The organism is Hominenteromicrobium mulieris, from assembly GCF_046197855.1.
GTDB lineage: Bacteria > Bacillota > Clostridia > Oscillospirales > Acutalibacteraceae > Hominenteromicrobium > Hominenteromicrobium mulieris.
Genome location: NZ_CP173188.1, coordinates 309,636 through 335,276 on the forward strand (window position 1 = coordinate 309,636; position 25,641 = coordinate 335,276).

A 25,641-nucleotide genomic window follows, 5' to 3' on the forward strand; every position below is an offset into this window, starting at 1 on the left:
GGAATTCACAATGCCATATACAGGTAAGTTTCAAGTATTTGAAGATATCATTAAAGAAATTATGATCGTCTACAAGCACGACAGCCGTCCGTGGCTTATTGGCTACAGTGGTGGCAAAGATTCTACTTTGCTGGTCAGTCTTGTATATGAAGCCATGAAGCGGTTAAAGGATGCTGGCGCTAAGCTTGACAAAACCGTTCATGTCATTACATCCGACACGATGGTTGAAAATCCCATCGTAAAGAATTACATGCACTCATCCTCGGATAACATCAACCGAGCAGCGGGAAAAGATCGTCTCAACATCAAAGCCAGTGTGATCTACCCGGAGCCGGAACAGACATTCTGGAGCCGGGTCATTGGCCTGGGCTATCCTACCCCAGAGCCTCCCGGATTCAGATGGTGTACAGACAGGCTGAAAATCATGCCGATGAATAAGTTTGTCAACGAGCGAATCAAGGAGAGCGGCGAAATCATCATTCTTCTCGGCGTCCGCAAGGGCGAAAGCCTAACTCGAATGAAGGCCATTACCGCACGGGAAATCGAAGGCAAACTGCTGAATATGCATAATGACATTCCCAATGCTTATGTCTACAATCCTATCACTGAAATCCCTAACGATTTGGTCTGGGAATTCCTCTTAAAAGGTGATTGCAGAAGTCCTTGGGGAAGTGACATGAAGTATTTGTTCAGCCTTTACCAGGGCGAAAACCTTGGTGAAGAAAAGAGTGTTTTGGGTGAGGTCGACCGCGAGAAAATTCCGGTAACCGGCAACTCCAGATTTGGTTGCTGGTGCTGCACCATGGTGAAAGAGGATAAGTCGCTACAGAACTTCATCAACAAAGGTGCTACGGAACTAATTCCGCTTAGAGAATTCAGAAACGAATTGCTCAGAATGCGGGAGAATAGTCAATATCGAGATTCTAAGCGCCGCAACGGTTCTGTCTATAAGAAGTCAGACGGAAGCTTTGGAATGGGACCGTTTACGCTTGAAGCGCGATGCCTCATTCTCGAAAAACTCCTCGACCTCGAAAACAGGACAGGCATGGAGCTGATTACAGAAGCTGAACTGAAAGCAATTGACAAGATGTGGGACGAGGAAGGCGACCTTACATGTCGAGCACTCGTTGAAACCTACCATAAGGTCAAAGGCAAAAAGCTTCCATGGGATGATTATAAAACTCCGCGATTTGATGATGAGGCGATCCAAGCGATCAGAAATGTTGCAGATAAGTATGATATCCCGGTTGAATTGATTACGAAGCTGATTGTTTCTGTAGATACCAATAAGCACATTACGAAGAACAACAAAATGCAAAAGGCATTTGACAGCATTATTGGACAAGGCTGGTTGCACTATAATTCTGTCGAGGGAGCATTGAACCATGAAGATTAAGCGCATACAAGTAAAAAACATAGGTCCATATGTCAACGAAAATGCCTTCGATTTTGATGTATCAGACATTACTAAAAGAATGGTACTGATCGGCGGCAAAAATGGTGCAGGTAAAACGACACTGTTTAACGCTATCAAAATATGTCTCTACGGCTGCGTTGCATATGGCTTTGAATCAAACAACGCAAAGTACTTTGCCGAGATAGAGAAAATTATCAATGCCAATGAAAAACTGCAAAAAATTGGTGAGGCAGAAGTTGTCATTGACTTGCTGATGGATGACGGAAAGTACGATCACACATACACGTTTGTCAGATCATGGAGGGTAGCAGGCAAGAAAATAGCAGAAACCTTTACTGTGTACAAAGACGGCGAGACACTTTCTGAGACAGAAAAGAGTGATTTTGAGAGCTATCTTTTACAGACACTGCCCCCCAATCTCTTCCGCTTCTACTTCTTTGACGGCGAAAAAATCAGTGATTTCGTGTTCAACAGCAGCAAAAACTCCGACTTTAAGGATGCGTTTTTAAAGCTCTGCAGCCTTGATACGATGGAGATTATTCGGGAAAACTTCCGTAGAATTTCTCGTAGCAAGGCAAAGGGGACCATGACGCTTTCAGCGGAATACGATAGATGCCTTGAAGCAGACAATCTGATTGCACAGAGAGTAGAATGCGCTGAGGATGAATATCGAGAGATTTCCAATGAGATTTTGATTATTGATCAGAGGCTTGCGTCTCTTGAAAAGGCATACGCCAAGGGTGGCGGTATTTCTAAAAAAGAATGGCGCTCTATGCAAGATCAGATTGCAAAAGAGGATGCTCGCCGTGAGGGACACCATAAATGGCTCAAAGAAATGGCCAATAATGTGCTCCCATTTATTATCCTTAGAACTCAACTGGAAGAACTAAAGGCCCAAATTGCACTGGAACACAAGGCACAGGTCGATGCAAATGTAAAAAGCACAATTGATACCCCGGAAATCAAGTCGATCATCTCCGGCGTGTTGAGCCGGGCAAATATAGAATTAGCCGACGATATTTCTGAAAAGGTTATCTACGAGATTGCCAGCTATGCCAGCCACACTTCACAGATAACGCCCATTCTCAATTTGTCTGACTTCGACAGATTTGAACTAACTGCAAAAATCAACAGTCTCCTGGCTTATGACACCAACCGTGTCAAAGAAGCGACTGATGACATTAAGGCTTCTTTAAAATGCGTAAAACGCATCCGAAAGAAAATGGAGCGGAGCAGTATCGAAAACTATGATGGATACTTGCAGATGAAAAGCGATTTGAATGAGCAGAAGTCCAAATGCACGCAACAGCTTCTGGAAGTAGATAAAGAATTGCAAGAACTACGCGCACAGAAAGCGATATCTGCATCTAAACTTTCCAAGGCTAAAAGTGATTATGAGGCACTCTTGAAAAAGCAGTCCATTAACGATATTTCAGCGCGTGCACTACTGGCATTTGATGAACTCCAAAAGACGCTTTACGATAAGAGTATTCGTTTAGTCGAGACGGGATTTAGCCAATTCTTCGCAAGTCTGATCAATAAATCTGATTTGATTGATGGAATCCATATCGATGATAGTCTAAATGTTCTTCCCTATAAAAACAAACACTTTAAAGCTGATGAAATACGTAAAATCATTGGTAAGAACGGTGTTGAGTATCTTATTGCTCAAATCGGCCTGTATGCTTACGAAGTCCTGCAGCAAAAGCTTATTGCCGGTGAAACCGAGTTTGAACTGCCGGTTGAGGTAAAGCAACAGCTTTCTGCAGGAGAAAAGCAAATCTTCATTATGGCACTATATCAAGCACTTTCGCAGCTCAACAAAATCAATGTGCCTTACATCGTAGACACACCGTTTGCGAGAATCGATAAGGAACATCGAGGAAAGATCCTGAGTCAGTTCTTCAAAAAACTCAATGGTCAGATTATCATCTTGTCTACCGATGAGGAGATTGTTGGTGAGTATCGCGAGAGCATATCGGACATCATTTCCAATACATTTGTCTTGAACCACACAGCAAACGGAAATACTGAAATCCTGGCAAACACTTATTTCGGAGGCAAGCACAATGACTAATAAGCTTCATACGTCACAAAAGACCCAGGAGATATTCAACTCGTTAGGTCAGTCATTGAGATTGCAGCCATTTATCCTATCTAAACTGGCAATCGCACTGTCGGTCAGAAAGGGACAACTTCAAGCCAATGACTTCAAGACTGATAATAATGGCTTGGAACTGAGCCGGCAGGTCATTTTCGGTGATCACGATTTGCTGTTTAAATCTCTCATTATTAACAACGAGGGCAAAGTGATTCGCGAGGATGACTATTTCCCCGGTTTGGTAAAGGCTCATTTGGATCGAGGAGCAAAGCTTCTCGAAGACGAAAAACGGTACAGCAAAGATTTCTATAATCATCTGTGCCATCTGGATGACAACATCTAAAGGAGGTTTATATGGATTATCCAAAGGTCAAAGTCTGTTTAGATACCTCAGAAGATAACCTGATAGATGAATTGTACACGCCGTGTCTAAAGTGGGCTGAACGCTTTGACCGAGGCGTCGGCTACTTCACAACAGGGTGGCTCACATACAACGTCGCAGGATTATCCGACTTCGCCTCTCGCGGAGGAAAAATGCGCTTAATTACAAGTCCCATTCTTTCCACGGAGGACACGGACGCAATTATTGGAGCTGAGAACCAAGATGGTAGCGCATTCCTGCGCCTCGAAGCAGCTCTCCTCGAAAATGTTGAGATACTCAAACAAGAAATGGAAGCAGATATTATAAATACATTTTCCTGGATGCTGTATGATGAAATTATTGATATGCGTTTTGCAATTCCTTGTGAAAAGTTGGAGGAAGGAGACTTTCACGATAAATTTGGCATTTTTTATAAGGGCAACGATGCGCTATCCTTCTCTGGCTCTATCAACGACAGCAAGCATGGATTCCAGAATTATGAAAGCATAAAAGTCTTCAAAACGTGGGCTGGTACACAGGAGTATGTCGATGCGGATACCGCTCGTTTCGAGAAAATCTGGAATCGAAAAGACCGCAATCTCAAAATGTTTACCATTCCACAAGCAGTTAAAAACAAAATATTTGAATTGCGTTCCCCGGATAGGCCGTATTCTTTGCCGGCAGGTTCGAGTAAATGGGTTCATCAGGACATAGCAGTAAAGACCTTTCTGGAAAAAGAGCATGGCATTCTGGCAATGGCTACCGGAACCGGAAAGACCGTTACTGCAATGAAAATCATCAACAAGCTGTTTGATAGCGGGGAAATTCGTCGCGTTGTTATCACTATGTACGGAAACGATTTGCTGGATCAGTGGGCAATTCAAATTCGAGAAAACTACAAGAACAAGCAAATCAACTATCATTATGCATCCCAGAAGATGATGAAAGATTTCGTCATGCACCCGGATGATTCCGTCTTAATTCTTTCTCGTGACGCCAGAAATCTCTCCAAATTGCTGGACTTGTTTGATCGTCTACCTGGCGATTATCGCAATGATACGCTGTTTGTTTTTGACGAAGTACATGGAGCTGGTTCTAATACTTTTGTCGAAAATCTTTCGGGCAGGCTCTCTCCGTATCGATATCGCCTCGGGTTGAGCGCTACGCCAGAGCGTGAGTACGATGAGGCTGGAAATGATTTCTTGCTGAATGAAATTGGAGAAGTAATTTTTGAGTTTACGCTGCAGGATGCCATTCAAAAAGGAATCCTGTGCGAATTCAATTATATTCCTCTGCCCTATGTTCTCTCTGACGAAGAAAAGCTCAAAAAGCGCAAGATTATCGCAGCGTTCAATGCAAAAAAGGAGAGCGGAGAACCTGTTGATGAAAAGGATATGTTTACTCAATTGGCGCTTGTCAATAAAACAGCGGTCAACAAGCTGGAGGAGTTTGAAAGTCTGATTTCTCAGCGACCGGAGCTGTTGCAGAAGTGTATCATTTTTGTTCAGACCATGGAATATGGCGCAAAGCTCCAGGAAATTCTTGTCAGGTACAGCGACAAATATCATACCTACTATGCCGATGATGAAAAAATTAATTTGGAGAACTTTGCGGCAGGAAAAATTGACTGCCTGCTGACCTGTAAAAAAGTTTCCGAGGGAATTGATATCAGCAGCGTCACGAACATTATCCTGTTTTCTTCTGACCGTTCCAGGCTCGTGACAACGCAGAGAATCGGGCGCGCATTACGCCTGGATAAAAACAACCCAGAAAAGAAAGCAACTGTTGTGGACTTCGTGATTGAGGATTCCGAGGAAAATGACAATAACGCCGATGCCGATCGTGCAGAGTGGCTTACAGATCTTTCACAGACAAGGAGATGCGAACATGAGAAATAGAATCATCGAAAATGCGATTGATTCCGTTGTCAACGCATCAAACACCTCGTCCGACTTCAAACTGGCATTCAGACAATATGTCAAAAACAAGTTTGATGATAACGCCAAAGAGAGCGATTTAAAACGGATACTTACACTGATTGAGGATGATGAGGAGGATATTCAGGTATGAAGATGGCAATCCTCGAGCTCGAATATAAAAATATCCGAAAAATCACTGCCTTGAAGCTCCCCTTTACCAAAGCCGATGGCTCCGTAATCAGCAACAATTTTATTATGATGGCCAACGGTACCGGTAAGACAACCACAATGGAACTCATCAAAGGATTATTTGATGGAACAGCCGCTGGATGGACTGCGTCCAAAGTGCGTTCTTTCGCGCCTACATTAACGGAAGCAGATAGAGGTGAATTCAGCATCACTGTCAAATTTGATGATAGACAGTATAAGTACTTCCTTTCTATGAATTACAAAGATGGAACGGTGCAGGTGGAAACCTCTGCTCCTCCCAAGGGTCGAGAAGCTGGACTTCGTTTACCTGAGTCTATTCGCGGTATTTTTACGCCTGAATTTGTTAGACGCTTTGTGTTTGACGGTGAGCAGGCGGCGAAGTCTATGGACAGCTCATCCAATGAAGCTGATGAAACGATTCGCTACCTATATCGCCTCGATGAATTGGATGAGATTTTGGCCGCAAACCAGAGAATCCTTACCGAAATCCAAAACGCCGAAGGAAAGCGTGGAACATCCAGTTCACTTAGCAATTTGCGTACCCGGCAAAGTGACATTGACGCAATTCGGGACAAGCTGAGAGCACGGTGTGAGAAGCTTCGCGAAGAGATTGCTGCGTTTGAAGCTGAAAAAGTAGAGAAGGAGAAACAGCGCCAGGAACTCGACAAGAGCTATGAAAAGCTGAATCAAGAGAAAAATGATATTCTCAAGGAACAGCAGAAGAATCGCGGCGAAATCGACGTTAAGATCACTTCTATTCTGGGGATAATTAAGTCTCCCTATCTACTGAGCGAAAACCTCTGTGCGAGAATGTTCGAGTTAGGCAATAGCATGAAAAAACTCAAGTTGCCTAAAACCATTGCCAAAGACTTCTTCACCGAATTGGCTTCTGCAGACCGGTGTGTCTGCGATAGATGCATTGGCGAACGGGAGAGAACGGCTATCCTGAAGCGGGCTGACCAGTATCTGGGAAGTGACCAACAGTCGGTTCTTAACACGGTTAAGAGTAGTCTGATGGACAGTGTGTATGACGAACGCTTAAAAAAGGCCTTCGAAGAACTCGAGGAACTGAGAGCTCAAGCTAATCGCCTCGATACGAGATTTAAAACTAATGAGGAAAAACTCATTAAGGCCGGAGGCGAAAAGGCTCGTGAACTGCAGGAGCGAATTGAGGAACTGATCAGACTTATCAGCATTGCTCGTGATGAACTTGAGCGCATTGAATCCAAGGATGAAAACGACGCTTCTCTGACAGAAGAAAACAACCTTCACAAGGCGGATCAAAAATTTAAGTACTATGAGCAGGAAATAGCGAAGGCAACAAGAACAAATACTGCATTGCGCAAAAAAGAGTTGGTTGATTCCTTGGTGAATGAGATCAAACTACAGGCTACCACAGCGCTGAAGCAAGAAATCGTCAGAAAGACCAACGAGAAACTTCGCCGTGTTATCGTTGACGATTATGTAGAAATCGAAAGCATCGATAGGTACATAAAACTAAAGGGTAGGGACGGTGCCAGCGAAGGTCAAACTCTTAGCATTGCCTACTGTTTCCTGGGCACTCTTTTCGAAGATTCTGAGTTGGAATTTCCGTTCATTATCGACTCGCCTACCGGCAAGATGGATTTCGAAAAACGGCAGGCTGTTGCAGATATCATTCCTTTGGTATTCAATCAGATGATTGCCTTTGTTCAGTCAGCAGAAGTGGAGCGTTTTGCGGACAGATTCTATGCAAATCCCGATTCGCAGTATCTTACGGTTGTGGCATCTCCCCAGGATCAGGCCGTAGTTGTTTATGAAGGAATTGACTTCTTCGATTCGTATCAAAGAGAGCACAAAGGAGATGAAAAATAATGCATTTTAAGATAGCGAAAAGTGCCCAAAGCTACTTTAACAACATTATGAATCTCGAAGGCTCCCACGCTGCGGAGGATAAGAATAAGTTTATCCAATTCGATGTGTACTACTGCTGTGCATTGATTGGCATGGCAGCAGGCCAAATCGACGAGGATACTTCGGAGTTGAAGGATCTTGTTGAAAGGTACCCAGTTCAATATCGTGACTGTAAAGCACAAATTGCTGGGTTACTGGTGGCATCTGAGGCCAGAAGACTCGGCATCGATACGCAGAGCCCTAAGCTGGAGCAGATTATGCTACAGTATCTTAGCAACAATGATACTCTGCTGTCTGAGGATGGAATTAAAACCCTTAACGCCTATGCGTTGAAAGGATACCGCCTGATTACTGATTATCCGTTGTTTGACAAACCTACTTCCAGAGAAGAATTTCTGGATGCATTCAATGTAGCCATGCGGTTTTACGAAAAGAAAGATAGCTAATCTGTGTAGGTGCTTAGTTAATCTGCGAGAGCGCACCACGAATACCCCACAGCCAAAATAGCGGCTGAAACGCAATGTTCCAGCCGCTATTTTTCTTAAGGCAGCACCGCACAATTGCTGAGGCAAGCGCTGTCGAATCACCCATCAGGCAGGAAACCATAGGCTTCCCGGCGCATTTCTTCGCGAGAGCGCACAACTTCAAGCCGCCAGGCAGGGCCTGTCAGCCAGAAGCAGATTCGCCAATGCGAACATGATATTGAATTTGGCTCGCTGCTTTTCGAGCCCTCGGTATCGCGTTTTTCGAAATTGCAGCTGTTTCTTGACGACACCGAATACGTGCTCTACTTTTGCCCGAACAGAAGACTTTGCGTGTTCTGCTTTCTTTGCGGCATACTGGCCGCTCTTGCTCAGCTTTTTTAATTGAGATGGACGTCGGTTAATTTTGTATTTGATCTTGCGTCCGGATTTGTTCCGAACGATCGCGTCCTCACGGTTCCCGGCTCCAAGATAGCCACTGTCGCCGTAAACGACATCTTCCTCACCGGTCAGCAGGGATGAAGTCTGCGTCACATCATGGACATTGGCTGGTGTCGCCTCCACTGTGTGTACCAGTCCGCTGTCCTTATCCACCCCAACATGGGCTTTATAGCCAAAGTGCCATGTGTTGCCCTTCTTGACCTGATGTGCATCCGGATCCCGCTTTTTCTCCTTGTTCTTGGTGGAAGACGGCGCGGAAATAATGGTGGAATCTACGATCGTTCCCTTTTTCAGGATAAGGCCCTGTTCAGTGAGCGCGGTAACAACTTGTGCAAACAGTTTCTCCTGCAGTCCATTCTTCACCAGCAGGTTCCGAAAGCGGCCAATGGTATCTCCGTTCGGCACCTGATTGCTGGAATCAACGCCGCAGAACTCTGAAAATGCCCGGCTGTCGATTGCCTCCGCCGCTGTTGCTTCATCACTCAGGTCATACAGATTTTGCAGCAGATACAACCGCAGCATGGTCTCCAGTGGATAGGGTTTATTGCCGCGCTCTCCTTTGTAATAGCACGGCTGGATCAGCGTAAGCCATTCCTTCCATGGGACGATCCGTTCGATCTGGGCTAGAAATTCTTTCTTCTTTGTCCGTACCTGCGCCAGCTCATCACTCAGCGCAGTCATTGTCATCTGTTTATCCATGGTCTTATTATATCACTTCTGGCAGTATCGCGCCTACTTTTCTGTGCGGTATTGCCCTATATTTTCCTCGTTTTTTCATTCTTACAGCATAGGCGAAAAGCCGCCTGATGATAATTTCATTAGGCGGCTCTCATTTGAGTTTACAAATTTAATTTTTGAGAGAAACAAGTTCTCCTGTTTCCGCGGAGCGGAATGCAGCTTCGATAGTTTTCAGCACTTTCCGCACCTGCCAGGGCTGTACGATCAACTCTGCTTTTCCGTCGATCGCATCCCGCACATTTTTGTAGTATTCCGACCAATCGGCTTCCACGTCCGGAAGCTCACTCTCAAGCTTCACGTTATCCGGCCTGGGCGCAAACGTCCTGGTTGGACCGGCCGAGGTCATAATAATCTCAGACTTTGTCTCCACTGTGCTGTCCAGCCGGATGATCCCGCCGCTTCTGGAAAAATCGTTCACATAGGCAGTTGCCTCATCGCCAAGCAGAAGCCATCTTGGAAGCTCTTTGAGTACAAATGTCCCTATCTCCACTTGAACGTGACTGCCATCCTCCAAATCAAACACGAGGAAGAAATAGTCCTCCACCTCCGTAGTTTTTACATTGCTGGTCTTGCAGAATACGCTCCTGAAATTGTCATATCCCAGCATCCACATCAACTGATCGATAAAGTGAACGCCCCAGTCGTACAACATGCCGCCGCCGTGCTTCTTTTCACCGCGCCAACCGAACATTACTCCACCGGATCCATGCAGTCTGGACTGGATGGAATACACCTTTCCCAGTTCCCCGGAATCAAGGATATCCTTAACGATCCGGAAGTCCTTGTCCCAACGGCGGTTCTGATGTACGGTGAAGAGTTTCCCGTTGCGACCAGCCGCGGCAATCATCTGATCCAGCTCGTCCACGTTCAAAGCGGCAGGCTTCTCGCAGATGACATGCTTGCCGGCATTCGACGCGGCAATGCAGATCTCCATGTGACAGTCGTTCGGCACGGCAACCAGAACAGTGTTGATGTCCTCACACGCAAGCAAATCCTCCAGGGACGAAAATCCCCTGAGCCCGCTTTCCTCCGCCACCTGTACCCGCACGGGGTCAATGTCGTAAGCGCCTACCACCTGAACCCCTTCAATTTTGGAAGCGTTTCGGTGATGAAATCCGCCCATTCCTCCGTAGCCAACAATTCCCAATTGAATCCCCATGTTCATTTTCCTCCATTCTTTGCTGCATTTTTGCGCTGCGTTTGATTTCCTGAAAACAACTTTCATCCGATCGGATGGGACAAATTCACAATCATGCCCGGCCTTTTGAAAACATTATATCTTTCGAAACACATACTTACAATTAACATGATTATTTATCCTCATATACTGTTGAACAACTGCAGCATTTTAAAAAGATGTTCCGAGAATATTTTCCTTGGAACTTGAAAATATGGTATCCGCTCAAGTCTCCTCAATCCATATCTCTTTGCCAGTCGCACAGTTCAGTGGAATATCCGGTTGGTTCTGGAAAATCAGACAGCTTGATTCCGTCACTCCGTAATTTGCTTCAAAATACTGTTCCGCATAACATTTCATAAATCATTAATTCATAAAACTTGTAGGCCTTGCAGATTTGGAAATCACTCACTTTAGAATAAAACAGATTTTCCCTCGTGTCTTGCTGAAATCAATTTTGGCCAATATCTGACAGCTTTTTAAGGCAACACCGCACAAAGAAAAAATATGATATAATAATACTATGGATAAGCAGATGAGTCTGTCGGGCCTGAGCGATGAATTGAGCCAGGTGCGGACAAAGAAGAAAAAATTTCTGAGTCAGATAGAGCGCATCGTGCCGTGGGGAGAGTGGATCGAACTGATCCGGCCGCACTATTACAAAGGAGAGCGCGGCAATAAGCCCTACGATCTAGAACGGATGCTGCGGATTTATCTGGTTCAAAACCTGTATGATCTGTCGGACAAGGCAACGGTAGCGGAAGTGATCGACAGCCGTGCATTCTCGGAATTCTGCGGAGTGGAATCGAGCAATCAGGTGCCGGACGGAGATACACTGGGTCGGTTCCGGAATTTGCTGCTCCGCAGCGGGCTGCAGGAGAAGTTGTTTGCGCAGGTGGTATATCTGCTGCAGGAAAGAGGCCTGCTGCTGAAGAAGGGAACCATAGTGGACTCTACCCTGATCGCAGCGCCGTCCTCGACAAAGAACAGGGAAAAGAAACGAGACCCGGAAGCGCACTCGGTGAAAAAGGGGAACAGCTGGCACTTCGGCTATAAAGCTCACATCGGCGTGGATAAAGACAGCGGGTTGGTTCACACAGTAAAGGTCACCAGCGCCAACATCCATGATGTGACGATGGTGCCGGAGCTCTTAACCGGCGATGAGGACAGCGTATATGGCGACAGCGGCTGCCTGGGCGCTGAAAAGCGGGAAGACGCCGTTCTTTTCAATGTCAATGGCCAGGGCAAAAGGATCCGTTACAAAATCAACAGACGGCCCTCGCAGAGTAAACACGCAGACAATCGTTCCCGCGGGCAGATCAAACGCCGCGAAAAGGAGAAATCCTCCGTACGGGCCAAGGTAGAGCATGTCTTTGGGGTAGTAAAGGGCCAGCTTCGATACCGGAAAACTAGGTACCGAGGTCTGCGAAAACAGATTGCCAAATTGAATATCCTGTTCGCGCTGGCGAATCTGATTCTGGCTGACAGGCGATCCTGCCTGACGGCTTAAATCAGTGTGGCTGCAGCGCTGATGGAATGGCGTATATATGCCCTGCCGGGTGGAATCTTCCCACAGGGCCTTTCCTTTTGCGTGTTCTGCGGTGTTGCCTTAAAAGTTTCAGTAGCTGTTTCCGTCGAACTGTGGTATATGTTTGTGTTGCAAGGAGGCGAGCGCATGAAATACAAGCTGCTGAAAAACCTATATGACTGTTTTTATACCCCACCCGAACTCTCGGCGCAGAAGCAGGAAATTGAGGAGTGCCACCGAGCACTTAGCGAGGCGTTGGGAAAGCCGGAGCGTCGGCTGGTGCCCCGGATCATCGACGCAAAAGACCGTATTGCGGAGGACACCTCCATCGACAGCTTTATCACCGGATTTGAACTGGCGTGGAAACTCTCCATGGAATTGAACTATTACGAAAACGAGCGCTCAGTCTCCTGCCGAACGGCAATGGAGTTGAGGGCGCGTTTCACATCTAAGGAGGAAGAGAAATGAAGAAACTCATCATAGTGGCAATGATTGCCGCATGTGTCGCCCTGTGCGCCGCTGTGTGGCCACATGGCAACGCGGTCGAGGAAACACCCGTCCCAGCCGCAGAAACCACTGTGAGCGCCAAGGAAGCGACCGTTGGAGAAATTGAGGAACCCGCAGCACTGGCAGAGAAGGAAAAAGGGGCGGTTCCGCAGCAAGAAGCATCCCAAGAGGAACGTCCTGAACCAGAGACAGAGCCTATTGAAATGCCCGCAGATTCTGAACTCCAGCCTTCCGCAGAGCAGTCACCCACTAAAAATTCCGCACCAGAGCCAACTCCATCCCAACCGCCTAAAGAACTGCAGCCCGGTGAGAAAGTCTATGTGGCGGGTTTCGGCTGGGTGGAGTACGAGGGGCCAAACTACTGTGAAGATGGTACGGATATTTACGAAAACGGCAACAAAATTGGGATCACGGGGTGAAATGTGTAGTTGCCCATTGCATTCGCTTCCCATTCGTGTTATCATGATAACGCTAAATTGTTGCACTGTCCTGAACTTTGATCGTTCGTAGCATGAGAGTACGAATCATATTGAACGGCAGAGACATAGACAATCTTGCAGACAAATGAGTAAATCCTCGAAACTATTGATTCCAATCAAATTCTCATTATGGAATTGAGAAAGCAGTTTGCTGGTTGACTGTCGTTGTCCCCCCCCCTGTTGTTTCGATGCTTTGCACCACAAAATCGAACCGAAGAAAGTGTTCTTTCGTCGGGTTTGTTTTGTTGCGTGCAAAGCGGTCTTCCGGATGATCGCAGTCCACGCACGAAGCAAAGTGCGTGGGCTTTTTTCGGCTCAGAAAGGAGGCCAATTATGGGAAAGGTGTCAGGAAAAACACATACCAAAGAACAGCTGGATCACTGGGCAAATCTGCATAATCCCAATAACAAGACATATCGAACTGACGCAGACAATCGTGCCAATCAGATGAATCCAAACCACAGAACGCACCAGAAAACTCACAATGCAAACCGCAGAAACAAAGCACATTGGATGCCCCTGTGGGCACCGGACTATCCGGAATACGATGATTAAAAATTGGAGGTTACGGTATGTCAAAGCACTTTTTCGACTACGATGACGACGACTTCGCCATGAGCATTTCTGACAGTATAGCGAGGGACTCCGATGGGAATCTCATGATGCGCATGGGCGATTACATGGCGATGGATATGAACACCGGCGATATTCACATGATTTCATCATGGGCCGATGACGATGACTAAACCTTAGGCAGTAGCTCAGCGGCTGCACCGCCATAGACAAGGAAAACACTTTCAAAATCCAGACAGAAAAATAGCGGGACAGGCCGTAAGGCTTGTCCCGCTGTCTGTATCCTATGGCAGATATTCTTCCGTGATTCGATACCGGCTGATGCCGAAGGCGTTGCTCCGCTCCATGATCTCTACCGGGATCTTGGGCAGATACTTCTTGCTGAAGCTGGTGTCCCCGAAATAGGCGTCAAAGTTTGCTACTGGCAGGACCACCCACTCGCAATCATCCTGTCGGTTGGCGAGGTAATAGCGGATCAGCGTCCAGGCACCCTTGGTTTGGGGCGCAAAAATCGGGATCTGATACTGCAACACCTTGCTTCGCCACGCGGCGGCAAATTTTGACTGAATGACCTCCGCATACTTGAGCGAGGTGCTGCGCACATTTTCCGGGTGCGTCAGCATGAAGTCCGCAGTGCGGAGGACATGACGGAGAAACCAGCCGATCCCGTCCGCGTCCACCAGCTCCGGGAACTCCGTGTGCAGCTCCGAAAAGTCCGTCTGGAGCTGCCATTCCTTGCCCGGCGCACGCTTCCCGTCCTCCGGCACACTGCACCATGCGCAGAGCGCGCGGCGGGCGTAGTCGATCCGATCGTGGGAATCACCCGAAATGACTGTCCCGTTTTTATCGTGGAACAAATATCCGCGGGCCAGAATGGTCAAAATCCGAGCCATCCCCTCAAACTCCAGGATCGTGGCAAAGGTGAATCGGCCCAGCCATGTCGTATCGCTCTTCTTGCTGGCGGTATAGGAAACCGTTCCGGTATATGCGCAGAATTCCTCCCATTCGTTAATCATCCCGCACCTCCAGAACATTTTTCTCGATGTACTCCGGCAGCAGATCCCACAGCAGGTCACGCCTGCCGAGAGCCACCACATAGCGCACAGCCAAAGTCGGTCTCACGATAGCGGTCAGCAGTTCCCGGCACTTGGCCGTCACCGCATCACGGTAGCTCCGGGAAGGGGACTTGTCCGCAAAGGCGCTCATCATGGCAGTGAAAGCCTTCGAGTCGTTTTCACGAAACAGCCGCTTTTTCTCCCTGCCGGTGTTCTCGTCCGCCATATCACAGACAATGTCTCCCAGGATGCGGTAGCCGCCGAAGCGGAAATCGGTCAGTAGATCGTATATATCTTCAAACTCCGGCAGCCATTCCCGCAGGAAACGTTCCCGTGCATCCTCGTCCATGAAGTGCCATACCTGTTCCCGCATGGCGCGTCGCAGAGCGGACACCCTTTCCGGCGGCAGACTGCCGAACAGGGCGTACAGCTCGTCGGGATCGTATGTATCCTCCTGTCCTCTGGCATACAGGATGCGCTCCACATCGCTCTTCCGCTTTTTCTCCTTCAACGGAACACGGCAGGCCCGGATGCGGGAGAGACAGGCATCGTAATCTTGCAGCAGCGCATCCACCGTTGCCAGCTTATCGGGGGTCAGCTGCCCCTTCCAGTCCGGCTGCCGGGCGAAGGAAAACAGCTCCTCATCCTTGGCAGGCCTTGCCTTGATGCGCGGCGTGTTCTTTTTCAGCTGCTGTGCCAAATACGGCAGACGCTCCACATTGGAGTCCACCTTGTTCCAATCCACCTTTTTGAAAAACGCTTTCACCTTGGTCGCATGGGTAGGCTCATACCAGGCACGCCGGGTCTCCATCTCCTCTACCAGCGTTTTATATTTGAGAAAGTCGCTGCGCTTGACGGTCTTATGGGTCAGATACTCATCCAGATCAGGGCGAATGCCGCTCTTGGCCGAGTCGATCTCCAGCCCGGTGAGAATGGCCAATGTCTCCGTCTCCTCCCAGCAGCGCTCCCGTTCCTCGGCGTCGGAGTTTTCGTTGTAGGCAATGATGCTGCGATCCAATGCGGCGTTGCAGATTTGGCCGACGCGGGAGGAGAAGGTACTGCGGACCGTTTCGAAGCGGGCCTCCCAGTCGTCGGCGCTGCGGATCTGAGGCTGGACCGTGGGGATCATCAGCAGTGGCAGGTTGTGCGACCGGGAAAATACGCTCCGCGGCCGCGGAGGATCGTGATAGATGTTTCGTTTCACGCATTCGTTCAAAATGGGGTCGCTGATCGTCTTGATCATGTCGCCGTCGTAGTCGGCACCGCCTAAACGCTCTGCGGCGAGTGAAGTGTAGCCAACCATAACAACATCCGTCAGATGGCCGAGGTATTGATCGTGTAAATTTTTCCTGTCTTCAAGAGGATAAAGCTGCATTTCTTCATTCCGGGCAATGTGCGGATTGCGCAGCAGCGTGCAGACATGACTGGATTGGTAAGCCGCGCTCGGAGCAAAGAAATTCTGATGGTTCAACTCCAGCCCCCAGCGAAAATTGATAAAGGTGTTCGCTTTTTTACTTGTTCCGGTTTTCGTAACAGGTAGGCAATTCAAAAAATCCAGCAGATCCCCAGAAAGATACCGGTTGTCTCCCGCCACAATCAGCCGTCCGACGGCGTACTGCTCTGCAATTTTGTCCGCTTCGGCCTCTAATCGCTTGGCGTAGATTGGTTCGTTGATGAAGTGTGGATTCTTTTTCAGCACAGCGGCAAGGATCTGGTCTTTGCCCTGATGCCGTTCCCACCAGCTGACCCGTTCAAACTTCTCCAGAAAATAATTCCGCCGAAACGACTCATCGGCGCAAAAGTTGTAATACGCCAGCTCGGTCTGCTTGGTGAGCCAATTTCGCTCGTCTGTCTCCGGGCTGTGGTCCCAGCCGTCCGGCAGATCGGCAGGGCGGAACTCGTCACCCTGAATGGAAACGGTGGTCAGAAACTGATAGTTCAGCTCGGTGGTCTGTTCCGGTTTCTCCTTGCTCACATTGGTAATGTACAGCGCATGGCGGTACTTGCGGAACATCGCCCAATAGTCCTCCCAGCTCATGCCGCTCTCGTTCAGCCAGCCGCAGCCCTTGAACATACTTTTGGTGAGGATGATGTCAATCTTCTGAATCGGATGCTGCACGCCCCACAGATCGGTGATGGTGTCCGCGCCGCTGCGGTCAAGATAATCCTTGAAGTCCACCTCGTGCAGCATGCCTTTCACATATGGCATACGAATTTGAAATGAGGTGTGGACTTTCCTTCCGCACAGCTTCTCATCAACAAGGCGGGCATACTGCTTGGAGATCAGCCCCTCGCCGTCGAAGCAGGTAACCTCGACGGTGGCCATCGTCTCCACCCGGTGATATTTGCGGGTGCTGTTCTGCGCCCCGTCATCCTCCACCGTAATCATCTCTGTGGGCGGGGGTGTTCGTACCGGATTGTCAACGACCACTACCCGGTGGGGGCGGTCAATGTCGATGCCGTCAATGCGGATACCGCTGGACAGCATCAGGCCGTTGTAGGCGTAGAGTTTGCTGAGCTGGCAGTCACCGATGGTCATATCCATCATGATGCGGCGGCGCACCGCATCATAAAAATCCTCTCGGATGAAGGACAGCCGCGCCTGCCGGCTCATGCTGCCCGAACGCTCAAAGGCGAGGTAGCGATGCGGCCCGGAGCCAAAATCAAGGCTCACGCCCTCGGGACGGAACAGGGCCTTCGCTTTTTCCTGCCGGATCCGGTATTTCTTTCTGGCACCGCTCCGGTCGAAGATGCCGGAGAAGTCTATATAGAAAATGATGTCCGAGAGGTCAGTCACCAGTTGCCCACCGGGTCTTCCGGTGAAGGTATCGCCGTGCAGCACGCACATGATCTGATAGAACAGTGCGTTATCGTCCTGCTCGTGAGGTGCGGAAAGTGATTTGCATTTCTCTGTCTCGGCGGCGCTGAGATGGAAGGTATATGTCCCGTCCTGCTGCCTGCCATAGCTGATCACAGCTCTGGCGGACAGCTCGTAGATCCTGTATTTTACCAGCGGCATCGGCTCACCTCCTCATGCTTCTATTCTATAGCCATGAGCAAAACTTCAAAAGAGCAGTAATATCAATGGTTCCCGGCCATGGCTGAAACCGAAATCACTCATATGGTATAGAAAGCGGAGCCCCTTTTTGGTAAAATTGACTTGAGAGAAAACCAACCAGAAAGGGGCTGGCCGCTATCTACCGACAGGAAATCATTCAGGATGTGACATTGTTTACATCCCAAAGTGCCGCTGCGTTCTACGACAGTCTTTTCAGCAGTCTGGACTTCACGCTGCCCGGAGCGGCAACCGGGCGGCGGGGCTTTCCAAAGGAAGCCATGGTCTGTGCGTTTATCGTTATGAAATGCGAGGGCTTCTCACAAATCACAGATTTGGCGGATTATCTGGACAACAACCGCATCATCGCCCATTACTGCGGTTTCAATATCATGAAGCCGTTGCCGTCCTACTGGACGTATGACCGTTTCCTCAAAAAAATGGATAACGCTGCATTGAAAGAAATCATGGCGGCACAGGTGAAGAAACTCTATGAGATGGGGATCGTGGACGCCTCATTTATTGGCCTGGATTCCACACCTGTCATGGCAAACACGAAGCAGAACAATCCAAAATCCTTTGCAAAGAACAAGTTCTCCAAGGAAAACCACCCGAAAAGCGATCCGGACTGCGCCCTCGGCGTCCATTCTGCCTCCAACCAGCACAATGAGCGCCGGTACGAGTTCTACTGGGAATACAAAAGTCATGTGCTGGTGGACTGCATCTCCGGCCTGCCGATCTACGAGCTGACCACACCAGGCAATGTCGCCGATTCCTCCGTCGCCGCTGAGATCCTCGCCGAAGCTGACAGGGTGATCTCCTTAAAGGAATGCACCTTCCTTGCCGACAAGGGCTACGATGTGAAAAGCATCTACAATACCGTAAAAACGGTCTATGAGGGCGAGGCTTTTATTCCCCTCAATCCACGCGGCACGAAAGCCTCTGAAGCGATTTCTGTCGGTAATCCAATCTGCGAGGCCGGGCTGGCTATGCACAAGGATGGCAAAACCACCGACAATGGGCGTACCCGCCAGAAATACTGCTGCCCGTTCCGCCAGTCCAAGACCGGTGTTTGCCCTTGTAACCACAAGAATTGGAACAACGGCAAGAAGAACCGGGGCTGCACGAAATATAAGACCATTCCCGATGACTACAGACTTTCCATTGACCGTAGCTGCCTCTGTTTCAAGAGGATATACGCCTTGCGTACAGAGTGCGAGCGCTACAATTCCCGCTTCAAATCCACAGGTCAGGAACGCCTGTGGGTGCGCAACGGCGCCAGCGCGGCAAACCTCAATACACTGGCCCACATCTCCGCTTTAGCGGTCGCGCTGGCCGCTGTTCTGCACGGCTCTCACTCCTACCGTTCCGCCAAACAGCTTCGGCGTTCCGCCTGATCTGTCTTTTCCATACCTTTTGCAGGCGCGGGGTTTACCGCGCTATGGTTTTTGCGCCCTTGAGATACCCCTAAACTCTTTTGCTTCCCATTTGCCTGTTTGTGGGCTGCTCTTTCCAACTGTTTTGCTCATCTCTTTTCTATTCTATCATGAGGTTTTAAATTTGCAATGTGGATACTGCTCCCACTTTTTCAGTGGGAGCTTTTTGCTTGCAGCTCTCAACAAAAAATTATAAAGGAGGAATCCAATGCAAGAATCCACATTCACCAACTACGACCAGCTGCCGCTGTTCCTCAATGCGAACACGGTGGCGCAGGTGCTGGGCGTGTCCATCTCCAGCGCCTATGAGCTCATGCACGAGACGGGCTTCCCCGCGCTGCGGATAGGCAGCCGCATCGTGGTACCCAAAGAAGAGTTCCGCCGGTGGGTAGATGCGCAGACAGGGGGTGATACCTGATGTTCCAGCGCTGGCCCAAGCAGGACCCGAACAAACACTACTATCTCGTCCCCAACGAAGTCTTTAATCTCGGACTCAGCTCTCACGAGATCGCCGTCTACAATTACCTTCTGCGCTGCGAGGATCGCAGAACCTACCAATGTCATCCCAGCTACCGCACCATCGGAAAGGCGGTGCAGCTGAGCGAAAACACCGTGCGGAAGTATGTGGCCGGTCTGGAGGAGAAGGGGCTTATTCACACCGAGCCCAGTACCATCACCACAAAGGACGGCCGCGTGTGCAACGGAAGTCTCATCTACACCATCCGCCCCATTCAGGAAGCACTGAAGCTGAACTATCAGCGGCAGTTCCTGCGGGCGGAGCGTGACATAGAGCGGGCAAAGGCAGAGAAACGGCTGGCCGAATTGAATCGGCAGAACAAAAAGGAGGAAAGCGCATGATGCAGCAGCTTGCAAACTTTATTGTAGACCATGACCCGATGATGGTTCTCCAGCGCACGCACGACACAGTACGCTACATCCGGTGGGCGTGGAACAAGGATCATGCCGACCTCATTGATGAAGACGGACTTCGCCTGTTTCTCTGCGATGAACATCGCGGCGAGCTGACCGAGGAGCAGAAGGTTTTCGCCCGCCGATGCCGCGACGAGATGCGGAGCGTCTATGAGGAAATGTGCGTGCGCTTACTGCAACATGAGATCATGCTGGAGCGTGGCATGGTGCCGGACAGCAGCACCTACCGCAGCGTGTTCTGCACGGAAGGAGGTGATGCGCCATGGATGCTTGACCAAGCGGGATGACCGAAAATCGGACCGATTTGCCGCCGACGAAAGAAAAGCAGGAGAAAGGACCGGGGTCGTAAACGCCTCGGTCCGTCCCACAAATGCCCGCAGTGCGGGCATTTTCAAGGGTTTGTGACCGGGGACAGAGGAACGCTCCTTTCGGGAGTTTGTACCCTGTGGAACGCTCCAAGTTCCAGCTTCCTCAGTGTTTTCAAGGGTTTCCGCCGACGCTCTACCGGCCCCATGCCCCGATTTTGATCCAATTTACACCTAATTTGCACTTCAAAACGCAGAAAAAGAATTGAGAAAAGCAATAGCTATTTCCGCAAAAGTGTGGTAGTTGTTTGTGTTACAAAAAGAAAACGAATCCAAAGGAAGTGAAATACATGGCAAAACGAAGACCGGCCGGTGACGGCATGGTGCGCAGGCGAGAGGACGGACGCTGGGAGGGTCGCATCGTCATCGGCCACCGGGAAAACGGCGAGCCGCTGTTCCGTCATGTGTATGCCAAGACGCAAAAGGCTCTGCTGGACAAGCTGCACCAGAACATCGAGTGCTACCGCGATGTGGAGCTGACCGAGGACAGCTGGATGACGCTGGGCCAGTGGCTGGATCGATGGCTCACGGAGTACAAGGCGGGTACGGTGCGGCCCGGTACCCTCGAGGGCTACCACCGCTACATCGAATACTACATCAAGCCGCAGCTGGGCGACAAGCAGATCTCCCTCCTCTCCCAGCAGGACATCCAGCGGATGTACCGCCGCCTGAAAACGGAGGGGCGCATCCGCGAGCACCCCGAGATGGGGCATCAGCTCTCCGACTCCATGGTGCGCCACATTCACTCCACCCTCCACGCCGCGCTGAAGGACGCGGTGCAGGCACACGTCATTTCCAGAAATCCCACCGAAGGTACAACGGCGCCCAAACCCAACTACAAGCCCAAGCGCATCCTGACCGGCGAGGAGCTGGATGCTTTCCGCGCGGTGGTGGAGCAGGACGAGGTGTGGTGGGACTTCTTCCAGACGGAGCTGATGACCGGCCTGCGCCGCGGCGAGATCTGCGGTCTGCAATGGAGCGACTTCGACGAGGAGAGCGGCATGCTGAAGGTGTGCCGCACCCTCCACGGCCAGCGGAAGGGCGAGTACACCGTCGGCGAAACCAAAACCGAGACGGGAACGCGCACGATTGTCCTGCCGCCGAGCACTGCGGAACTTCTGCGGAAGCGAAAAGAAACGGCAGTCAGCGAATGGATATTCCCGAATATCTATGAACCCGAAAAACCGATGCACCCCGACTATGCTTACCACCGATTAAAAACACTGTTAAAACAGGCGGAGCTTCCGCTGATTCGGTTCCACGATCTGCGCCACACCTTCGCCACTCACGCGCTGGCGGGCGGCGTGGATGCGAAAACCCTGTCGGGAATCCTCGGGCATACCAACGCCAGCTTTACGCTGGACACCTACACCCATGTGACCACCGATATGCAGAGAAACGCTTCCACTATCGTGGGGAGCTTTATGGATGAGATTATGCTTGAAGGAGATGATACCAATCGCTAAAAAAAGAAAAAATGGCGAAGGGACACTTCGCCTGCGAAAAGACGGGCGGTGGGAAGGCCGTATTGTGACCGATTACCGTGAGGACGGTCGGCCGATTACCAAGAATGTAACCGCAAAAACGAAAACGGAATGCTGTGAAAAGCTGGAAAAGCTGAAAGAGCGGTACGGTCGTCACACGGACAAAATCAAATCAGATATGCCGTTCGGGGATTGGATCGACTTCTGGTATCAGACCTACTGCCGACACACACTCCGCATTACCACAAGAACCGACTATGAAAACCGCATTTACAATCATATCATTCCCGAAATCGGAAAAATTCCGCTGAACAAGCTGTCGCAATCCGATCTGCAGCAATTCTACGCAAAGGAAAAGACAGACGGAAGAAAACTGCATGCAAAAACTTACGGAAAGGGACTTTCGGAAAGAACGATAAGGGGGATACATGCCAACTGCCGCACAGCTTTACAGCGGGCGGTGCAGGAGGGCTTAATTCGCACCAATCCCGCCGTCGGCTGTAAGCTGCCGCCGAAAAAAGCGCGGGAGATGCAGGTACTGACGCAAAATGAAATTATCCGGTTTCTGCATCAAGCAAAGGAAGAAGGCTATTATGAACTCTTTCTGCTGGAGCTCGGCACGGGGATGCGGCGCGGTGAGATATTGGCACTCAAATGGAGTGACCTGAACTTCAAAACAGGAGAGCTGCATATCGAACGGCAGGTATATATCATCAAGGCAGAGGTGATTATATCGGAGCCGAAAACAAAAGCCTCGATACGCACCGTTATTCTGCCGCCGTCACTCTTGAAAACCCTTGTGGCGTATAAGGAAACGGTGGATTCGGAATGGATGTTTCCGTCACCGACTGATAACGGCAGACCGAGAAATCCGTCATCGGTTAGAAAACGGTTACAACTGATCTTGGAACGGGCAGGCTGTAAAAAGGTGCGCTTTCACGATTTGCGTCACACATTTGCAACCATGGCGCTGGAGCACGGTATGGATGTGAAAACGCTCTCGGCAACCATAGGCCATGTGTCATCAGTAACCACGTTGGATATTTACAGCCATATCACCGATACTATGCAAAGGCAGGCGGCGGTGCATATAGACCGCAAAATCGGCGGCACAGACGCCCAAATGCCGACGATAGCGCGGGAGGAAAGGAAAGATACCTCCCCGGTCGAATTCACGCCGTACAAGCCCAAAATACGCAAGCCTGGGACGGGTTGTGTCACGATGATTAACGACCACCTGTATGAGGGACGGTACACACCAACCAATGCCTACGGCAAGCGGGAAAGTCATAATATCTACGCAAAAACAAGAGAAGAATGTGAAGAAAAGCTCGCGGAAATGATTGCAGAGGTTAAGGCGCAAATCAAGGCGGAAAAAGAAAAAATGACAGGGTGACCGAAAAAATCACCCTGTCAAAATTTGAGATGCAGTAGACAAAGAAATAGGTGCAGAAAACGATAATTTACATTTTACTGTTCGTGGGTTGGATCCAATATTTTTTCGAATTCTAATATCTCTGAAGATTTAATCGCAACTCCAAGATTAGTAGGTATGTTGACAATCGGCTTTGGGATATTTGGAACATTAGCGAAAGATAAAATGCCTTGGGCTGTATATTGAGGCCCTCCAAACAGTATTCCCAAAAGATAAATTCTGTTTCCCACTGTAATGCCTGATGGAGTAGCATAAGAACCTTGATTCATAATAAACACCGGAGAACCACTTGAACCAGGAAAACACGCCATATCAAGTAAAATATGTTTTTGCCCTTGATAATCCTTTTTTGGGTGTGTAGCAGTAATGCCACGTCTAATAACAGGTTTATGATTATATTGATCTGAGATACCAATTGGATAGCCAATCATAACAATATCTTCGATTGCTGATAATTCATTTATTTTAGATTCTGTTGGGATTAAATCTGTTTCAAGTGGAATATAGAAAATTTTTATATCAGTTTTAGCTAATTCATTAAGTGCTGGTCCTAATGGTAAGCAGCACAAATCAATATTTTTGTTAGGATGGGGAATCCACTTATTACCTGCACCTGAATAATTGAAAGAAAAGGATTCAGTATCTAAAGGTTTCCCGTTTTCATCTGCTTTACAAAACTCAAAAACAGTTCTTACACTGTTGTTTACTACATGATTATTTGTAATTAAAACTGGAATACAGGTTTTCTCTTCTGGTTTATTACATAAATTTACTATAAACCCTGTACCACTCCCAACTGAACCATCAGCATATTGGCAGTTTATCAAAACAGTAGAATACGTAAGCATTTCTGAAATACTCATATTGCTTTCACTCATTGGATTTACTCCTAAAATAAAAATAAGTAGCCGCCCCAAAAAAAGCTTTTTCGAGACGGCATTGGTCGGAGTGGCGAGGCTCAAACTCGCGGCCTCCGCATCCCAAATGCGGCGCGCTATCAACTGCGCTACACCCCGATAGTTATTAAATTGTGGTCGTGTAAGTGGTCAAATCTGTGGTCAAACACATTTTTGACTGCTTTTTTTCATTTTCCGAACCGCCCGAAATACGCACGGTTGAAGGGTTTTCGGCGGCTTTCGCTTTCGTGCGGTGCGAACACCGTCTATGCTCCCAAACCAAGCGCGCTACCATCTGCGCTACACCTCGGTGTTCCGTTTTAAAAGCGGGCGTGTCCCATAAAACGTATTATACCCCAGAGGGGGAGAAAATGTCAAGTATCGGTGCGTGCAAAAACGCGTTGACAAACCCGGCGCGGTATGGTACAGTAAACGCGCAGACACGCAATTCGACCATTCGCGCGCGTCTGCCGGGTCAACCGAAAAATAATGACGGATGCGAAATCTTCCGCATGAATGGCAAAGCTGCCGAACCGCGCGTTCGGGGCTTATGCTGCTCGTGCCGGAAGATTTTTTGTTTTCCGGCGGGCAGACGAAAACATAAGGGGTGTCCAAAATGAACGAAGAAAAATGGAAGCTGTTTTTAGAGGTCGCGCGCACGCTGAACTGCCGCGGAGCAACGCCGCTTTTGTACGGCTCGCTCGGGCTGTGGCACCGCACAGGCGAGGCGATTTTCGCCGATGACATCGACGTCCTGCTTCCGGAAACGTGGCTTTCCGAGCAGTGGAGCGCGTTTCAAACCCTGCTGCAAGCGGAGGATTGGCGCCTGATCGACGCGCACGAGCACACGTTTGAAAAACGTGGCGTGCACTGCTCCTTTGCCGCGCTAGAGGAGCTCGAGACCTTCGCCGGAGTTCCGATTTCTGAGATCGAAACGCGCGCGGAAAGCGGCGCAAAGTACCGTCTGCTCTCCGTAAAACAGTACCTCGCCGTCTACAAAGCCTCCGCAAAAGACGGCTACCGCGTGAACACCCGCGGCAAAAAAGACGCGGAGAAAATCGCGCTGCTGGAAAAATTGGTGTAAAAAAGGAACTCTCTGCATCATCGCGGGGAGTTCCTTTTTAAAACACATGCGTGGGAATCTTCTTGTTACTGAAAA

General features: G+C 49.2%; 25 protein-coding genes and 1 tRNA gene. 19 read left to right on the top strand and 7 right to left on the bottom strand.

From position 1 onward, the window contains the following. The first annotated feature begins 10 nt into the window (after positions 1-10). The 7 genes from dndC to ACI0CA_RS01555 are packed head-to-tail and all read left to right on the top strand — an operon-like array spanning position 11 to position 8,347. A complete protein-coding gene (dndC, locus tag ACI0CA_RS01525; protein ID WP_395507389.1) occupies positions 11-1,396 on the top strand; it encodes a DNA phosphorothioation system sulfurtransferase DndC in 1,386 nt (461 codons plus the stop codon). Then, positions 1,386-3,494 (top strand): AAA family ATPase, encoded by a 2,109-nt coding sequence (locus ACI0CA_RS01530; protein ID WP_395507390.1) that lies wholly within the window; start codon positions 1,386-1,388, stop codon positions 3,492-3,494. Before dndC ends, ACI0CA_RS01530 begins: the two co-directional genes overlap by 11 nt. Then, positions 3,487-3,861, top strand: coding sequence for a DndE family protein (locus ACI0CA_RS01535; RefSeq protein ID WP_178682741.1), 375 nt, complete (start codon positions 3,487-3,489; stop codon positions 3,859-3,861). The genes ACI0CA_RS01530 and ACI0CA_RS01535 overlap by 8 nt, the downstream gene beginning before the upstream one ends. 11 nt (positions 3,862-3,872) lie before the next feature. After that, a complete protein-coding gene (locus tag ACI0CA_RS01540) occupies positions 3,873-5,777 on the top strand; it encodes a DEAD/DEAH box helicase family protein (RefSeq protein WP_178682739.1) in 1,905 nt (634 codons plus the stop codon). Next, positions 5,767-5,949: a hypothetical protein gene (locus tag ACI0CA_RS01545; protein WP_178682737.1), complete on the top strand. Its 183-nt coding sequence runs from the start codon at positions 5,767-5,769 to the stop codon at positions 5,947-5,949. Before ACI0CA_RS01540 ends, ACI0CA_RS01545 begins: the two co-directional genes overlap by 11 nt. Then, entirely contained in the window at positions 5,946-7,862 is a 1,917-nt protein-coding gene (locus tag ACI0CA_RS01550; RefSeq protein ID WP_446806603.1) for an AAA family ATPase, read from the top strand. Before ACI0CA_RS01545 ends, ACI0CA_RS01550 begins: the two co-directional genes overlap by 4 nt. 47 nt (positions 7,863-7,909) lie before the next feature. Then, positions 7,910-8,347, top strand: coding sequence for a hypothetical protein (locus ACI0CA_RS01555; RefSeq protein WP_412358233.1), 438 nt, complete (start codon positions 7,910-7,912; stop codon positions 8,345-8,347). Between the two features lie 198 nt (positions 8,348-8,545). On the opposite strand, the gene ACI0CA_RS01560 is transcribed toward ACI0CA_RS01555, so the two are convergent. After that, complete coding sequence (locus ACI0CA_RS01560; RefSeq protein ID WP_308449299.1) at positions 8,546-9,511, bottom strand: IS5 family transposase; 966 nt, start codon at positions 9,509-9,511, stop codon at positions 8,546-8,548. Between the two features lie 160 nt (positions 9,512-9,671). Beyond that, positions 9,672-10,721: a Gfo/Idh/MocA family protein gene (locus ACI0CA_RS01565; RefSeq protein ID WP_066863945.1), complete on the bottom strand. Its 1,050-nt coding sequence runs from the start codon at positions 10,719-10,721 to the stop codon at positions 9,672-9,674. Positions 10,722-11,274: 553 nt separating this feature from the next. Here ACI0CA_RS01565 and ACI0CA_RS01570 point away from each other — a divergent pair. The 3 genes from ACI0CA_RS01570 to ACI0CA_RS01580 all read left to right on the top strand — a co-directional run bounded on the left by ACI0CA_RS01570 (position 11,275) and on the right by ACI0CA_RS01580 (position 13,193). After that, entirely contained in the window at positions 11,275-12,249 is a 975-nt protein-coding gene (locus tag ACI0CA_RS01570) for an IS5 family transposase (protein WP_446806975.1), read from the top strand. A 165-nt stretch (positions 12,250-12,414) separates the two neighbouring features. After that, complete coding sequence (locus ACI0CA_RS01575; RefSeq protein ID WP_343285183.1) at positions 12,415-12,735, top strand: DUF6809 family protein; 321 nt, start codon at positions 12,415-12,417, stop codon at positions 12,733-12,735. Further along, entirely contained in the window at positions 12,732-13,193 is a 462-nt protein-coding gene (locus tag ACI0CA_RS01580; protein WP_308449199.1) for a DUF6550 family protein, read from the top strand. The genes ACI0CA_RS01575 and ACI0CA_RS01580 overlap by 4 nt, the downstream gene beginning before the upstream one ends. 187 nt (positions 13,194-13,380) lie before the next feature. Here ACI0CA_RS01580 and ACI0CA_RS01585 read toward each other — a convergent pair whose 3' ends face one another. Then, positions 13,381-13,536 carry a hypothetical protein gene (locus ACI0CA_RS01585; RefSeq protein ID WP_446807023.1) on the bottom strand — a complete coding sequence of 52 codons (156 nt, stop codon included), beginning with the start codon at positions 13,534-13,536 and terminating at the stop codon, positions 13,381-13,383. A 50-nt stretch (positions 13,537-13,586) separates the two neighbouring features. Between ACI0CA_RS01585 and ACI0CA_RS01590 the strand changes: the two genes are divergently transcribed. Then, on the top strand, positions 13,587-13,808 hold the full coding sequence (locus ACI0CA_RS01590; protein ID WP_308449200.1) for a hypothetical protein: 222 nt from the start codon (positions 13,587-13,589) through the stop codon (positions 13,806-13,808). Positions 13,809-13,825: 17 nt separating this feature from the next. Next, positions 13,826-13,999 carry a hypothetical protein gene (locus ACI0CA_RS01595; protein WP_308449201.1) on the top strand — a complete coding sequence of 58 codons (174 nt, stop codon included), beginning with the start codon at positions 13,826-13,828 and terminating at the stop codon, positions 13,997-13,999. A 111-nt stretch (positions 14,000-14,110) separates the two neighbouring features. Here ACI0CA_RS01595 and ACI0CA_RS01600 read toward each other — a convergent pair whose 3' ends face one another. Together ACI0CA_RS01600 and ACI0CA_RS01605 are read right to left on the bottom strand one after the other, a co-directional pair. Beyond that, positions 14,111-14,842 (bottom strand): hypothetical protein, encoded by a 732-nt coding sequence (locus tag ACI0CA_RS01600; protein ID WP_308449202.1) that lies wholly within the window; start codon positions 14,840-14,842, stop codon positions 14,111-14,113. Then, positions 14,835-17,900: an RNA dependent RNA polymerase gene (locus ACI0CA_RS01605; RefSeq protein ID WP_343285182.1), complete on the bottom strand. Its 3,066-nt coding sequence runs from the start codon at positions 17,898-17,900 to the stop codon at positions 14,835-14,837. The genes ACI0CA_RS01600 and ACI0CA_RS01605 overlap by 8 nt, the downstream gene beginning before the upstream one ends. Before the next feature lie 203 nt (positions 17,901-18,103). On the opposite strand from ACI0CA_RS01605, the gene ACI0CA_RS01610 reads away from it, so the two are divergent. The 6 genes from ACI0CA_RS01610 (at position 18,104) to ACI0CA_RS01635 (ending at position 23,547) form a co-directional block, all read left to right on the top strand. Beyond that, positions 18,104-19,333, top strand: coding sequence for a transposase (locus ACI0CA_RS01610; RefSeq protein WP_308449204.1), 1,230 nt, complete (start codon positions 18,104-18,106; stop codon positions 19,331-19,333). Between the two features lie 247 nt (positions 19,334-19,580). After that, positions 19,581-19,790, top strand: coding sequence for a helix-turn-helix domain-containing protein (locus ACI0CA_RS01615; protein WP_308449205.1), 210 nt, complete (start codon positions 19,581-19,583; stop codon positions 19,788-19,790). After that, entirely contained in the window at positions 19,790-20,230 is a 441-nt protein-coding gene (locus ACI0CA_RS01620) for a helix-turn-helix domain-containing protein (protein ID WP_308449206.1), read from the top strand. The genes ACI0CA_RS01615 and ACI0CA_RS01620 overlap by 1 nt, the downstream gene beginning before the upstream one ends. Further along, positions 20,227-20,589, top strand: a complete 363-nt coding sequence (locus ACI0CA_RS01625) for a hypothetical protein (protein WP_308449207.1) — start codon at positions 20,227-20,229, stop codon at positions 20,587-20,589. Before ACI0CA_RS01620 ends, ACI0CA_RS01625 begins: the two co-directional genes overlap by 4 nt. 368 nt (positions 20,590-20,957) lie before the next feature. After that, positions 20,958-22,133, top strand: a complete 1,176-nt coding sequence (locus tag ACI0CA_RS01630) for a tyrosine-type recombinase/integrase (RefSeq protein ID WP_308449208.1) — start codon at positions 20,958-20,960, stop codon at positions 22,131-22,133. Beyond that, positions 22,117-23,547 (top strand): tyrosine-type recombinase/integrase, encoded by a 1,431-nt coding sequence (locus ACI0CA_RS01635; RefSeq protein WP_308449300.1) that lies wholly within the window; start codon positions 22,117-22,119, stop codon positions 23,545-23,547. Before ACI0CA_RS01630 ends, ACI0CA_RS01635 begins: the two co-directional genes overlap by 17 nt. 74 nt (positions 23,548-23,621) lie before the next feature. Here the strand turns inward: ACI0CA_RS01635 and ACI0CA_RS01640 are convergent, their stop codons facing one another. Further along, complete coding sequence (locus tag ACI0CA_RS01640) at positions 23,622-24,464, bottom strand: S1 family peptidase (protein ID WP_308449209.1); 843 nt, start codon at positions 24,462-24,464, stop codon at positions 23,622-23,624. A 62-nt stretch (positions 24,465-24,526) separates the two neighbouring features. Continuing rightward, a tRNA-Pro gene (locus ACI0CA_RS01645) sits at positions 24,527-24,602 on the bottom strand. 496 nt (positions 24,603-25,098) lie between these two features. Here ACI0CA_RS01645 and ACI0CA_RS01650 point away from each other — a divergent pair. Then, complete coding sequence (locus ACI0CA_RS01650; protein WP_308449210.1) at positions 25,099-25,566, top strand: hypothetical protein; 468 nt, start codon at positions 25,099-25,101, stop codon at positions 25,564-25,566. Positions 25,567-25,641: the final 75 nt, after the last annotated feature.

What these genes read in the sequence shown, in the direction of transcription:
- dndC (WP_395507389.1), top strand. Translation starts at nt 11, where the DNA reads ATGCCATATACAGGTAAGTTTCAAGTATTTGAAGATATCATTAAAGAA.
- ACI0CA_RS01530 (WP_395507390.1), top strand. Translation starts at nt 1,386, where the DNA reads ATGAAGATTAAGCGCATACAAGTAAAAAACATAGGTCCATATGTCAAC.
- ACI0CA_RS01535 (WP_178682741.1), top strand. Translation starts at nt 3,487, where the DNA reads ATGACTAATAAGCTTCATACGTCACAAAAGACCCAGGAGATATTCAAC.
- ACI0CA_RS01540 (WP_178682739.1), top strand. Translation starts at nt 3,873, where the DNA reads ATGGATTATCCAAAGGTCAAAGTCTGTTTAGATACCTCAGAAGATAAC.
- ACI0CA_RS01545 (WP_178682737.1), top strand. Translation starts at nt 5,767, where the DNA reads ATGAGAAATAGAATCATCGAAAATGCGATTGATTCCGTTGTCAACGCA.
- ACI0CA_RS01550 (WP_446806603.1), top strand. Translation starts at nt 5,946, where the DNA reads ATGAAGATGGCAATCCTCGAGCTCGAATATAAAAATATCCGAAAAATC.
- ACI0CA_RS01555 (WP_412358233.1), top strand. Translation starts at nt 7,910, where the DNA reads ATGAATCTCGAAGGCTCCCACGCTGCGGAGGATAAGAATAAGTTTATC.
- ACI0CA_RS01560 (WP_308449299.1), bottom strand. Translation starts at nt 9,511, where the DNA reads ATGACAATGACTGCGCTGAGTGATGAGCTGGCGCAGGTACGGACAAAG.
- ACI0CA_RS01565 (WP_066863945.1), bottom strand. Translation starts at nt 10,721, where the DNA reads ATGGGGATTCAATTGGGAATTGTTGGCTACGGAGGAATGGGCGGATTT.
- ACI0CA_RS01570 (WP_446806975.1), top strand. Translation starts at nt 11,275, where the DNA reads ATGAGTCTGTCGGGCCTGAGCGATGAATTGAGCCAGGTGCGGACAAAG.
- ACI0CA_RS01575 (WP_343285183.1), top strand. Translation starts at nt 12,415, where the DNA reads ATGAAATACAAGCTGCTGAAAAACCTATATGACTGTTTTTATACCCCA.
- ACI0CA_RS01580 (WP_308449199.1), top strand. Translation starts at nt 12,732, where the DNA reads ATGAAGAAACTCATCATAGTGGCAATGATTGCCGCATGTGTCGCCCTG.
- ACI0CA_RS01590 (WP_308449200.1), top strand. Translation starts at nt 13,587, where the DNA reads ATGGGAAAGGTGTCAGGAAAAACACATACCAAAGAACAGCTGGATCAC.
- ACI0CA_RS01595 (WP_308449201.1), top strand. Translation starts at nt 13,826, where the DNA reads ATGTCAAAGCACTTTTTCGACTACGATGACGACGACTTCGCCATGAGC.
- ACI0CA_RS01600 (WP_308449202.1), bottom strand. Translation starts at nt 14,842, where the DNA reads ATGATTAACGAATGGGAGGAATTCTGCGCATATACCGGAACGGTTTCC.
- ACI0CA_RS01605 (WP_343285182.1), bottom strand. Translation starts at nt 17,900, where the DNA reads ATGCCGCTGGTAAAATACAGGATCTACGAGCTGTCCGCCAGAGCTGTG.
- ACI0CA_RS01615 (WP_308449205.1), top strand. Translation starts at nt 19,581, where the DNA reads ATGCAAGAATCCACATTCACCAACTACGACCAGCTGCCGCTGTTCCTC.
- ACI0CA_RS01620 (WP_308449206.1), top strand. Translation starts at nt 19,790, where the DNA reads ATGTTCCAGCGCTGGCCCAAGCAGGACCCGAACAAACACTACTATCTC.
- ACI0CA_RS01625 (WP_308449207.1), top strand. Translation starts at nt 20,227, where the DNA reads ATGATGCAGCAGCTTGCAAACTTTATTGTAGACCATGACCCGATGATG.
- ACI0CA_RS01630 (WP_308449208.1), top strand. Translation starts at nt 20,958, where the DNA reads ATGGCAAAACGAAGACCGGCCGGTGACGGCATGGTGCGCAGGCGAGAG.
- ACI0CA_RS01635 (WP_308449300.1), top strand. Translation starts at nt 22,117, where the DNA reads ATGATACCAATCGCTAAAAAAAGAAAAAATGGCGAAGGGACACTTCGC.
- ACI0CA_RS01640 (WP_308449209.1), bottom strand. Translation starts at nt 24,464, where the DNA reads ATGAGTGAAAGCAATATGAGTATTTCAGAAATGCTTACGTATTCTACT.
- ACI0CA_RS01650 (WP_308449210.1), top strand. Translation starts at nt 25,099, where the DNA reads ATGAACGAAGAAAAATGGAAGCTGTTTTTAGAGGTCGCGCGCACGCTG.